The organism is Streptomyces cyaneofuscatus (genome assembly GCF_042718795.1).
Lineage (GTDB): Bacteria > Actinomycetota > Actinomycetes > Streptomycetales > Streptomycetaceae > Streptomyces > Streptomyces cyaneofuscatus_A.
The window spans coordinates 175,575-186,063 of record NZ_JBHXOX010000018.1 but is presented as its reverse complement, the minus strand read 5'-3'; the positions used below and the strand labels follow the sequence as shown (position 1 = coordinate 186,063).

At 69.4% G+C, this 10,489-nt stretch carries 10 protein-coding genes and 2 pseudogenes; 5 read left to right on the top strand and 7 right to left on the bottom strand.

Annotation, left to right across the window (positions count from 1 at the left end; translation table 11 throughout):
- Positions 1 to 167: 167 nt before the first annotated feature.
- A complete protein-coding gene (locus ACFWRT_RS21955) occupies positions 168 to 323 on the bottom strand; it encodes a hypothetical protein (RefSeq protein WP_380950225.1) in 156 nt (51 codons plus the stop codon).
- A gap of 215 nt (positions 324 to 538) precedes the next feature.
- Positions 539 to 958, bottom strand: coding sequence for a hypothetical protein (locus ACFWRT_RS21950; RefSeq protein ID WP_380950373.1), 420 nt, complete (start codon positions 956 to 958; stop codon positions 539 to 541).
- A gap of 391 nt (positions 959 to 1,349) precedes the next feature.
- Between ACFWRT_RS21950 and ACFWRT_RS21945 the strand changes: the two genes are divergently transcribed.
- Positions 1,350 to 2,996 carry a penicillin-binding transpeptidase domain-containing protein gene (locus tag ACFWRT_RS21945; protein ID WP_380950226.1) on the top strand — a complete coding sequence of 549 codons (1,647 nt, stop codon included), beginning with the start codon at positions 1,350 to 1,352 and terminating at the stop codon, positions 2,994 to 2,996.
- 54 nt (positions 2,997 to 3,050) lie between these two features.
- On the opposite strand, the gene ACFWRT_RS21940 is transcribed toward ACFWRT_RS21945, so the two are convergent.
- Positions 3,051 to 3,644: a 3'-5' exonuclease gene (locus ACFWRT_RS21940; RefSeq protein ID WP_380950227.1), complete on the bottom strand. Its 594-nt coding sequence runs from the start codon at positions 3,642 to 3,644 to the stop codon at positions 3,051 to 3,053.
- Positions 3,645 to 3,870: 226 nt separating this feature from the next.
- On the opposite strand from ACFWRT_RS21940, the gene ACFWRT_RS21935 reads away from it, so the two are divergent.
- Both ACFWRT_RS21935 and ACFWRT_RS21930 read left to right on the top strand, forming a co-directional pair.
- Positions 3,871 to 4,413: a YbaK/EbsC family protein gene (locus tag ACFWRT_RS21935; RefSeq protein WP_380950228.1), complete on the top strand. Its 543-nt coding sequence runs from the start codon at positions 3,871 to 3,873 to the stop codon at positions 4,411 to 4,413.
- The gene (locus ACFWRT_RS21930; protein WP_380950229.1) at positions 4,410 to 5,261 is read left to right on the top strand and encodes an EamA family transporter; all 852 of its coding nucleotides are present in this window, start codon (positions 4,410 to 4,412) and stop codon (positions 5,259 to 5,261) included. Before ACFWRT_RS21935 ends, ACFWRT_RS21930 begins: the two co-directional genes overlap by 4 nt.
- Before the next feature lie 132 nt (positions 5,262 to 5,393).
- Here the strand turns inward: ACFWRT_RS21930 and ACFWRT_RS21925 are convergent.
- Positions 5,394 to 6,935, bottom strand: a pseudogene (locus tag ACFWRT_RS21925) (alanine/glycine:cation symporter family protein).
- Positions 6,936 to 7,778: 843 nt separating this feature from the next.
- Between ACFWRT_RS21925 and ACFWRT_RS21920 the strand changes: the two are divergent.
- A complete protein-coding gene (locus ACFWRT_RS21920) occupies positions 7,779 to 8,543 on the top strand; it encodes a hypothetical protein (RefSeq protein ID WP_380950230.1) in 765 nt (254 codons plus the stop codon).
- A 45-nt stretch (positions 8,544 to 8,588) separates the two neighbouring features.
- On the opposite strand, the gene ACFWRT_RS21915 is transcribed toward ACFWRT_RS21920, so the two are convergent.
- From ACFWRT_RS21915 to ACFWRT_RS21905, 3 genes and pseudogenes are all read right to left on the bottom strand, one after another.
- On the bottom strand, positions 8,589 to 8,795 hold the full coding sequence (locus ACFWRT_RS21915) for a DUF397 domain-containing protein (protein ID WP_380950231.1): 207 nt from the start codon (positions 8,793 to 8,795) through the stop codon (positions 8,589 to 8,591).
- 16 nt (positions 8,796 to 8,811) lie between these two features.
- Positions 8,812 to 9,021 carry a DUF397 domain-containing protein gene (locus ACFWRT_RS21910; protein ID WP_380950232.1) on the bottom strand — a complete coding sequence of 70 codons (210 nt, stop codon included), beginning with the start codon at positions 9,019 to 9,021 and terminating at the stop codon, positions 8,812 to 8,814.
- A 35-nt stretch (positions 9,022 to 9,056) separates the two neighbouring features.
- Positions 9,057 to 9,633: pseudogene (locus tag ACFWRT_RS21905) on the bottom strand (DUF5753 domain-containing protein); the annotation flags it as partial.
- A gap of 90 nt (positions 9,634 to 9,723) precedes the next feature.
- Between ACFWRT_RS21905 and ACFWRT_RS21900 the strand changes: the two are divergent.
- Positions 9,724 to 10,161 (top strand): ATP-binding protein, encoded by a 438-nt coding sequence (locus ACFWRT_RS21900; protein WP_380950233.1) that lies wholly within the window; start codon positions 9,724 to 9,726, stop codon positions 10,159 to 10,161.
- Positions 10,162 to 10,489 lie beyond the last annotated feature (328 nt).

Below are 10,489 nucleotides of genomic sequence, written 5' to 3'. Positions count from 1 at the left end.
GGGGGGGGGGGGGGGGGGGGGGCGGGGGCGGGGGGGGGGGGGCGTCGCGCCCCCCGCCCCCCCCCCCCCGGGGGGGGGGCGCCCCCCCCGCCCCCCCCCCCCCCCCCGCCCGCAGTTTCAGGATTCTGTTGCGTCAACAGAGTCCTGGATTCTTCTGACTGCGCAGTTTAGAAGAAGTGCTTACGTCCACCGACCGCGCGGCCGGTCGCACCCAGGATCCACAGGACCACACCCACGACGATGAGGATACTGCCGATCGTGGTCAGCAGGCCCATGCCAATAAGCAGGCCGACAATAAGCAGAAGAAGTCCAAGGAGGATCATTTTTTCGTTCCCATCGTCAAGTCCGGTTTTAGGCGCGTGTACGCCTAAACTTCACAACGGCCTCAGTTCACCCCACCGGTATGCCCCGGCTCCGAATGTCGCCAGGACCTCGTTGCGTTGGTCCTAGTGCCCGGCAATTCCGCGTTCACTCATCATGGCGAAAATTTGTTCCCCGACCGCACGTGACCCTGGTCGATCAGGCCGCTGACCTGGGCTTATGCCGAGATGGTGGGCACCGGCGTGCGCCGCTGCCGGGCCAGAAAGACCGCCGCCACGGCCGCCACCGTCAGGAAGAGCAGGGCCGCCCCGCCCGACAGTGCCGCCAGTACGGCCGCCCCGCCGCCCCCGACGTCCGCCTCGCGGGCGGCCACCCGGGGGTCGTCCGCCTGGTACCGGACCGCCAGTGAGGCGCCTGCCGACTGCTTGCCGCCGCCGCTGCCCACCGGGAGGTCCGCGATCACCGTCCGGCCGCCGGCCTCGAACTTCACCTGGCAGTGGCCCGCCAGGCACGAACCGGCCGTGTGCAGCGTGGCCTGAGCCCGCACGCCGTCCTGGAGGGCGCGCAGATGCTGGGCCGCCGGAAGCATGACCAGGAGCGACAGGGCGCCCAGCAGCAGGCCGAGCGCCAACGACATCGCCAAGGACGCGCGCGGTCCCAAGGTGGTCGCGGCGGCCGGCTTCTGCCGGGCCGTGCCGGGTCCTCCCGCGTCTGTCGTACCGTCCACACCTGTCCGCATCCGCATCCCCCGCCTGGACCTGGGCCGCGCCCGCACCCCTTACAGATGGGCAGGGTAGGTGACGGGCTCGGCTGCCCTCATGTGCTGATGTCGGCACACCGGGGACCGCCCGGCTGACCGCTCCCGGCAACGGAGGGCCCGGTTCCACGGAAACGCCCTGAGAGCGCTTTCCAACCAAGCGTTCCGGTCCGGTAACAACACCCTCACCCGCCGCGCCAACCCCTTAGGGTTCCTCACAGTTGCCCCTTGAACGCGTTCAGGGGCACTCCTGGGGAGGGGGACTGCACAGATGCGCAGTGGAGCGAAGGTCGCCGTGGTCGGCGGGGTGTTCGTCCTGGCGGCCGGCGGCATCGGCTACGGGGCCTACAGCGTGCTCGGGAGCGACGGGGGCGGCGACGGCGGCAAGGTCGCCTCCCAGAACGCGACGCCCGAGGTGAAGACAGGGCCGCCGAGCGCGGAGGAGATAACCGAGGCGTCGAAGAGCTTCTTCGACGCCTGGGCAGCGGGGGACGCCACGACCGCCGCCCTGCTCACCAACAACGAGGGCGACGCGGAGCCCGTGCTCGCCTCGTACGGCGAGGACGCCCACATCGGCAAGGTGAGGATCACCCCGGGGCCGGCCGTCGGCACGAAGGTGCCGTACACCGTCAAGGCCACCGTCGCGTACGGCGGGAAGGCCAAGCCCCTGTCGTACGCCTCCGAGCTCACCGTCGTCCGCGGACTGACGACCGGCAAGGCCCTGGTCGACTGGGAACCCACCGTCGTACACCCCCAGTTGACCGATGGCGCGACACTGAAGACGGGCGAGTCGTCGACGGCGGCCATCGAGGCCGTCGACCGCAACGGCACCGTACTCACCAAGGAGAAGTACCCCTCTCTGGGCACGATCCTGGACACCCTGCGCCAGAAGTACGGGGAATCCGCCGGCGGTTCGCCCGGCGTCAAGACCTGGATCGACCCCGCCGAGGACGGGCAGGCCGACGTCAACCTGCTCACCCTCGCCAAGGGCAAGCCCGGCAAGGTACGGACGACGCTCGACGCCGGCGTCCAGGGCGCGGCCGAGCAGGCGGTGAAGCGGTACGCCGAGTCCTCGGTGGCGGCGGTGCAGCCGTCCACGGGCGCGATCCTCGCCGTCGCCAACAACCGCAAGGACGGTTACAACGCGGCCATGAGCGGCCAGTTGGCCCCCGGCTCCACGATGAAGATCGTGACAGCGGCGATGATCATCCAGAACGGTCTCGGGAGCATGAACTCCGCGGTGGAGTGCCCGGCCACCGTCACGTGGGAAGGGGCGACCTTCCACAACCTCAAGGACTTCTCCATCAGCAACGCCACGTTGCGGGAAGCCTTCGCGCAGTCCTGCAACAGCACCTTCATCAAGCCGGTCAAACCGCTCGGCGACCGGGCCGGAACGGCTCTGGGCCAGGAAGCCCGTGACTACTTCGGCCTCGGCCAGGACAACTGGCAGACCGGCGTGCCCTCCTTCGACGGCAGCGTCCCGGAGTCCTCGGGGACCGAGACCGCGGCCTCGTACATCGGGCAGGGCAAGGTGCTGATGAGCCCCCTGAACATGGCTTCGGTGACCGCCACGGTGAAGAACGGCGGCTTCAGGCAGCCGTACCTGATCGCCCGCGAGCTGGACGACCGGCCGTTCGCCAGTGCCCGCCCGCTGCCGGCCAACGTGGCCGAGCAACTGCGGCAGATGATGCGCTACACGGCGACCAGCCCCACCGGCACCGGCACCAAGTCCATGGCGGGCGTCGGCGGCGACAAGGGCGCCAAGACCGGTTCGGCGGAGGTCGACGGGCAGACGTCGAACAGTTGGTTCACCGGCTTCAGCAACGACCTCGCCGCGGCGGCGGTCGTCCAGTCCGGCGGCCACGGCGGCGATGCGGCCGGACCGCTGGTGGCGGAGGTGCTGCGCGCGGGCCGCTGAGACCCGAGCCACCGGCGGCGTGCGGGGCACGGCGTACGGGGCACCGGGCACGGCTCACCCGGCCGTCGGCCAACCGCCCCGTCCCGCCACGTCCAGCACCAGGGCGGCGATGTTCCACGCGTCGTCGTCGCCCCGGTGGTGGCGGCCCTCCAGCGGGAGGCCGGCCAGCTCCAGCGCCTGGGCCATACCGGGGCGGCGGCGCAGCCCGTACGCGGCGGTGAAGGCGAGCTTGGCGTTCGTGTGCCGCTGCCCGAAGGGGTACGCGGCGCCCGTCGCCCGGCACTGGCGGGTGAACTGGTTACGGTCGTAGTCGCCCCAGCTCGCCCAGGGCAGCAGCCCCGTACGGTGCTCGGCGGCCAACACCCGGCAGGCCTCGGCGAACGGAAGGCCGCCGTCCACCTCCGCCTGCGTCAGCCCGGTCAGCTCCGTGCAGAACGGGCTCACCTCCGAGCGCGCGGGCCGGACCAACAACCGTTGCTTGGACCGCCGTTCACCCGCGCGCAGGTCGACGACGGTGAGACCGATCTCGATGATCTCGTTCACCTGGCCGGGCGGCGGCTGCCCTTCCCAGCAGGTCGCCTCGACATCGACGACGTTCAGCAGATGTTCGTCCTGATCGCTCTGCTCGCCCTGCTCGCCTCTGTTCATGAGGGCGAGCGTAGAAGCAGGTCCGCCCCCGGGTCGCCCAGGTTTTCCGGCACGCCCCGCATCCCCGGACGGCTGCGGTCGCCCCGGCCAGGGCGACCGCACTTTCGACGCGCCTGGTCGCCTTCGCCGCGCACGGTCTTCTGGGCGCGCACCATCATTCCGCTCTCGCTGCCCGCCACCCGGAACCCGCTCGCGTGCATACTGCACCGACCGCTAGCGTGCAGCCATGAGCAGCCCTTCCGAAACCCCTGAAACCCCCGGAACCCCCGAACCGTCTTCGGCCATCGCACCCGTCTCCCCCGCCCACCCCCGGTTCGCCGAGGCGCTGGCCGAGCTGGGCCTCCAGGTCGAGGTGCGCCGCTTCCCCGACGCGACCCGTACGGCGGCGGAGGCCGCGGCGGCGGTCGGCTGCGAGCTGAGCGAGATCGTCAAGTCCCTGGTCTTCACGGCGGACGGCGTCCCGGTGCTGGTCCTGATGGACGGGTCGTCCCGGGTGGACGTCGAGCTGGTACGCCGCGAACTCGGCGCGCAGAAGGTCAAGCGGGCGGACGCGGACCTGGTCCGGCAGACGACCGGGTACGCGATCGGAGGCGTACCCCCCTTCGGCCACGCGACCCGCACCCGCGTCCTGGCCGACCGGCGCCTCCTGGACCACGCCGTGGTGTGGGCGGCGGCGGGCACCCCGCACACGGTCTTCCCGCTCGACCCCAAGTCGCTGATCGCCCACGCGGGCGCCACGGTCGCGGATGTGCGCGAGCCCGCCAAGTGACCCCGCTGGTCGCCCTCGCGGTGCTTGTCGCCGCGATAACGCACGCCAGTTGGAACGCCATCGCCCACGCCATCAAGGACCAGCTCCTCTCCTTCACGCTGATCTCCGGCGGCGGCCTGCTGATCGGCGCGGCGATGGCCCTCTTCGCCCCGTTCCCGGCGGCGGAGGCCTGGCCGTACCTCGGCTTTTCGGCCGTGCTGCACGTGGCGTACATGCTGCTGCTGATGCGCTCGTTCACCCTCGGCGACTTCGGCCAGATGTACCCGATCGCCCGGGGTACGGCCCCGCTGGTGGTGACGGTCCTCGCGGCGGTCTTCGTCGGCGAGCGCCCGGACGCGTGGGCGACGACGGGCGTGGCGGTCGCCTCGGCCGGCCTGGTCGGCCTGGCGCTCTGGGGCATCCGGGGCACCGGCAAACGCCCGCACTGGCCCGCGATCGTGGCGGCCCTCGGCACGGGCCTGGCGATCGCCGGGTACACGACGGTGGACGGCGTCGGCGTACGGGCCTCCGGCACACCGCTCGGTTACGTCGCGTGGCTGATGATCCTGGAGGGCCTGGCGATCCCGGCGTACGCGTACTACCGCCGCCGCTCCGAACTGACTTCCCAGCTACGCCCGTTCGCGGTACGGGGCCTGCTCGGCGCAGCCCTCTCGGTGGTCGCGTACGGCCTGGTCCTCTGGGCCCAGACGCGGGCTCCGCTCGCCCCGATCGCGGCGCTGCGGGAGTCGTCGATCATCGTGGGCGCGGCGATCGGCACACTGTTCTTCAAGGAGCGCTTCGGGGCACCGAGGATCGCGGCGGCGGGGCTGATGGTGGTGGGCATCGGGCTGATGCTGCACACGAGTTGAGCCCTGGCCCTCCGGATACGGCGCACGGGGGCGAAGGCGGCCCGAACACGACGGAGGCCCCGGCCCCCTTCCGAGAGGGGACCGGGGCGACTCCGGGTACGGTCGAAGGATCAGCTCACGTACGCGACCGGGTCAGACCGAGACCTTCGCCGACTCGTCGTCCTTGCCCCCGTCGTCCCCGTCCGTTCCGCCGGCCTTCCGGACCCGCACGTACTCAAGGAAGTTGTTGAGCTCGCGCTTGACGACCGGAGCCAGGAGGTACAGGCCGATGATGTTGACGACGGCGAGGGTGAAGAGCACCGCGTCGGCCAGGCTGATGAGGGTCTCCAGCGTGAGCAGCGACCCGGCGACGGCGAAGAGCGTGTAGAGGCTCTTGTAGACGGTCTCGCTGGTGCGGCTGCGCCCGAAGAGGTGCGTCCAGGCCTTGAGGCCGTAGTAGCCCCAGGTGAGCACCGTGGAGATCGCGAAGAGCATCACCGCGATGGTGAGGATGTACGGGAACCAGGGCAGCACGGTCTCGAACGCGTCCGAGGTGATCGTCACGCCGCCGATGGACTCGCCGCCGCGGGCCTCGCCCCAACTGGCGGGGTTGGCGATGACGATGGTCAGCGCGGTCATGGTGCAGATGATGACGGTGTCGATGAACGGCTCCAGCAGGGCGACCAGGCCCTCGCTGGCGGGGTGCTTGGTCTTGACCGCGGAGTGGGCGATCGGCGCGGAACCGATGCCCGCCTCGTTGGAGAACGCGGCGCGCTGGAAACCGATGATCAGCGCGCCGAGGATGCCGCCCGCGACGCCCTGCGGGTTGAACGCGCCCTCGATGATCGTGCCGATCGCGGCGGGCACGGCGGAGACGTTGACGAGGATGACGACGAGACAGGCGACGATGTAGATACCGGCCATCGCGGGCACGAGCCGGCTGGTGACCGAGGCGATCGAGCGGATGCCGCCGAGCAGGACGATGCCGACGAGGGCGGCGACGAGGACGCCGAAGAAGATCGCCCCGCCGGAGGAGCCCATCGCGCCGCTCTCGCCCCCGGTGACGGAGACGAGCTGGGCGTAGGACTGGTTGACCTGGAAGAGGTTGCCGCCGAAGAGCCCGAAGAACAGGATCATGATCGAGGCGAGGACGGCGAGGATCTTGCCGAGCGTCTTGCCGTTCTTGCCGAAGCGCTCGGCCAGTCCCTTGGGCAGGTAGTGCATCGGTCCGCCGGAGACGGTGCCGTCGGCGTGGACCTCGCGGTACTTCACACCGAGGGTGACCTCGACGAACTTGGTCGCCATACCGAGGAGACCGCAGACGATCATCCAGAACGTGGCTCCGGCGCCACCGATGGAGACGGCGACGGCCACACCCGCGATGTTCCCGAGCCCGACCGTGCCGGAGACGGCGGCGGTCAGCGCCTGGAAGTGGTTGACCTCGCCGGCGGAGTCCTTGTCGTCGTACTTGCCCCGGACCACATCCACGGCGAGCCGGAACTTCCGCACCTGGACGAAGCCGAACCAGCCGGTGAAGACGAGACCGGCCACCGCCAGCCAGGTGACGATGAGCGGCACGTCCGCCCCGGCGATGGTGACGGAGTAGAAGACGATGCCGCCCAGTCAGTCGGCTATGGGCTCGAAGAACCCGCTGACGGATTCGTCGATGTTCTGCGTGATGGAGTCGAGTGACACGTTGGCTACCTCGGATGACGCGGGAGCGGCGGGCGGGGTGGGGCGTCCTTGGCCGGTCGGTGTGCGGTGGGGGGATAAGCGAACGTCGTTGTCCGGTCGGCGACCCGGCGTGCCCCCCTGGGGCGGACTACGACGCTGATCGCTCGGGCTTGCTGCCAGGTGGGGCCCGGCACTCCACCTCGACGGGGGCTCCGTCAGGGAAGTTGGGCATTTGTACCATGACCTTTACCGATCTTTTAGTGATGTGGGTCACATCAGGGGGGATCCCGGTGAAGGCACTGGGAGGGTGACGTCATCGTTATGCGGATCGCGAGATCCGTTTATCGGACACGTAAATGAGGGGCGCCGTGGAGTAGCCGTGGGTCTGCATCTGCATCCGTGTCTGCCGCTCGGGCCGGTCGAGGGACACACAGCGAGGCACCGTCACCCCTGGGGCGGCGTCATCGGCAGAGGAGGCGGTGACGGCGGGGCCGGGCGTTTCGCGGGCTGGCACAGGCGTGGGTCCACGGCGGACAACCTCCGGGGTCGCAGCAGCCGAGGAGACAGCTGTCTCCCCGACGCCGACCAGACTTCCCGGCACACCAGCGCGTATCGCGACGCGTTGCCCGCAGCATAGTGGCGGACGCGGGATCGACACCCTGCCGCGACACATCGGCCTACGCACCCGCCTCCCCACTCTGATGCCGTTCACACCGCGAGGGGCGGCCTCGCGGGACGCCGCGGAGGGCGGCCCGATGCCTCATCGTGATGCGCCGGTCCACAACCTCGGATGGCCCTCGGCTGTCTGCTAGGCGCTGGAGGGATGAGCCTCCGGCGCCTTTCCGCAGGGAGATCGGGGATCAGGTGGGCAAGCAGGTCTGGAGAGCCGTCGTGGCCGGTGGCGCGGCGGCGGTGTTCACGGCCGTGGCCGCGGTGCCGGCCTGGGCGGCCGAAGGTGGGGCCTCGTTCAGCCGTGTCCAGGTGAACGGCGGAGAACCGATCGTGATCGGGACATCGAAGGAGGTCGCGGTACCGGTCACCTTCCGGGTGACGGCCACGCGCACGTGGAAGAGGTTGCCTTTGGTGTTCCTGTACCGCAAGAACGCCGATGACCAGCTCTGGCACGCCATCGGGGCGACAGAATGCCCCAACTGGATTGGCACCTGCGACGTCGTGGAGACGATGTACTTCGACCCGAGCGAGTGGGAGATGCGCAACAGTGAGGCCGGGGCCTGGAAGGTCGCGGGCGAGGCGCACTTCAAGGACGGCACCAGTGACGTCGACGCCACGGGGGTGACCGTCCACGTCAAGCGCAACTCCCGTCTGACCGTGAACGCGGCGCCCGAACCGGTGGCCACGGGCAAGACCATCACCGTGACCGGAAAGGTCACGCGGGCCAACTGGGAGACCAGGAAGTACGCCGTGTACGGCGGCCGTCACGTGGCCTTGCAGTTCAAGCCCTCCGGTGCCGCCTCCTACACCACGGTGAAGAAGGTGTACGCGAACGACTCCGGCGCCCTCAAGACGACCGTCAAGGCGTCGAAGACGGGCACGTGGCGTTGGGCGTACTACGGCAATACGACCACCGGAGCGTCGATGTCACCGGGGGACCACGTCGTGGTGAAGTGACGCCTGCCGTGCCGGCCTGATACGACACCGGAGTCGAGGCCGGAGTCAGCGGCTTTCGTCCCCGCCCACGTACGGGACGAAGGCCGCCCAGGCGGCAGGCGGGAGGGCGAGGCGGGGGCCGTGAACGTTCTTGGAGTCGCGGACGTGCACGGCGCCCGTGACGGTCGCGACCTCGACGCAGTCGTTGGGGTTGCTGCTGTCGCTGTAGCTGCTCTTGAAGCACCGCAGCTCGGGAGAAGCCTCGCTGTTCATGTCCCTCCTGGGGAGGTCAGTGCTCTGCGGCGTACGAGACGAAGCCCGCCCACGCGGCAGGCGCGAGGGTGAGCTGGGGATCCGGGATGCTCTTGGAGTCGCGTACGTGGACCACCTCGGGAGCAGCGGCAACCTCGACGCAGTCGTTGCCGTCGCCGCTGCTGCTGTAGCTGCTCTTGATCCACTCCAGCTCGCAAGCGTCCCTGACAGAGGGCTTCTGGATCATGTCTCTCCCAGCACTTTCTCGATGAAGGCCCGCGACTACCTTGGGTTGAGAGCCTGCGCCCGGATCATCCCACAGCGCGACTCAATGATTCTGAGCTGCTTCGGAACGGAGACCGGCCGCCCCCCGAACGCCCCCTCGGACCGTCCCACCGCACTGCCGTCGGGGAACTTCAGCACCTCGATCAGACCACCGGTACCGGGGTGTTCCTCGCGGTCGGTCGGCATCACCTGGATCGCCACATTTCCGCATCTCCCCAATTTCCAGAAGGCGTTCGAGTTGTCGACGCCACACCATTCTGCCTCCGACGGGGCGCCGAATCGTCACCTCTTCCTGGACAAAACTGAGCGTCGGAAGTGGGTCGCGTTCGAAGATGGACTGGCGGGCGAGGCGAGCCGCAACCATGCGATCCATCTCGTCCAGCGTGTAGGCCGGAAGCCACGAGGCGAACAGGGCGCGCATATGCCCTTCGGTCTGCAACAGACCGTTGATGTTGTGGTTGTGGCAGGCCTCCACTTCAACCGCCCTGGCCTCCAGCTTCGCCAAGTTCCGGATCTTCTTCGGATACCGCACCTCCGCGATGTCCGCCTTCATCGCCGCGAGCTTCCCGCCCGCCCGGACAAGGCCGGACAAGCCCAGGACACTGACCGTACGCAAGGGCTCCGTCACTGTTCACGGTACGCGGAGATGGCCACGCTGAGTGACATGAACCAAGAAATCGCCCGCGCCCAACACCCTGCCACCGAACAGGCGTTCACCGTCCCGCTCTCCCCCACCCGCCGAGGCGCCCGGCTCGCCCGGCTGCTCACCGTGGCCCATCTCGGCGCCTGGGGGCTCCCCTCCGAGGCGGCCGCACACATCGTCGCCGAACTCGCGGCGAACGCCTCGGTCCACGGCCGCGTACAGGGCCGGGACTTTCAACTCGCCCTCTCCGTAAGCGGGAAGACACTCCGGATCGAGGTCACCGACACCCGGGGCGACAGCGTTCCACCGGGCCCAGGTGCCGTGAAAGCGCCCGAGGACGACCACGCGGAGCACGGACGCGGCCTGCTCATCGTGGAGGCCCTGGCGGACCACTGGGGCGTCGCTCCCGGGCCCGTACCGCGTAAGACCGTATGGGCCGAGATCGACCTCGTACGGTGACGGCGTCCACCGGGTCGTGCGCGGGTGCGATCCGGTATCCGGCGCAGACCGCCCACCGGATCGCGCCGAGGCGCGACGCGCTGACGTGCGACATCAACTACTTAAAGAACTAAGAGAAATAACCCCACCCAACCCAACCCGTCCCGCACCTGACGGATCCCGGGGGCTCGTCACCCACACGGGTGAGGTTTGCCAACTGAGCTGGATTTCGCACCGGTTGGCAGGCATATGCTCACGCCACCAGACATCACACATCAGACATACGTCGGCCCCCGGCCGGGACAGCCATCCCGATCGAGGGCCTGACCACCAAGGAAGAAGAAGCTTC

Bases quoted from the DNA above. Each gene is read 5' to 3' on its own strand.
- ACFWRT_RS21950 (WP_380950373.1), bottom strand. From the start codon at position 958: ATGTCGTTGGCGCTCGGCCTGCTGCTGGGCGCCCTGTCGCTCCTGGTC.
- ACFWRT_RS21955 (WP_380950225.1), bottom strand. From the start codon at position 323: ATGATCCTCCTTGGACTTCTTCTGCTTATTGTCGGCCTGCTTATTGGC.
- ACFWRT_RS21935 (WP_380950228.1), top strand. From the start codon at position 3,871: ATGAGCAGCCCTTCCGAAACCCCTGAAACCCCCGGAACCCCCGAACCG.
- ACFWRT_RS21915 (WP_380950231.1), bottom strand. From the start codon at position 8,795: ATGAACAGCGAGGCTTCTCCCGAGCTGCGGTGCTTCAAGAGCAGCTAC.
- ACFWRT_RS21940 (WP_380950227.1), bottom strand. From the start codon at position 3,644: ATGAACAGAGGCGAGCAGGGCGAGCAGAGCGATCAGGACGAACATCTG.
- ACFWRT_RS21900 (WP_380950233.1), top strand. From the start codon at position 9,724: ATGAACCAAGAAATCGCCCGCGCCCAACACCCTGCCACCGAACAGGCG.
- ACFWRT_RS21910 (WP_380950232.1), bottom strand. From the start codon at position 9,021: ATGATCCAGAAGCCCTCTGTCAGGGACGCTTGCGAGCTGGAGTGGATC.
- ACFWRT_RS21945 (WP_380950226.1), top strand. From the start codon at position 1,350: ATGCGCAGTGGAGCGAAGGTCGCCGTGGTCGGCGGGGTGTTCGTCCTG.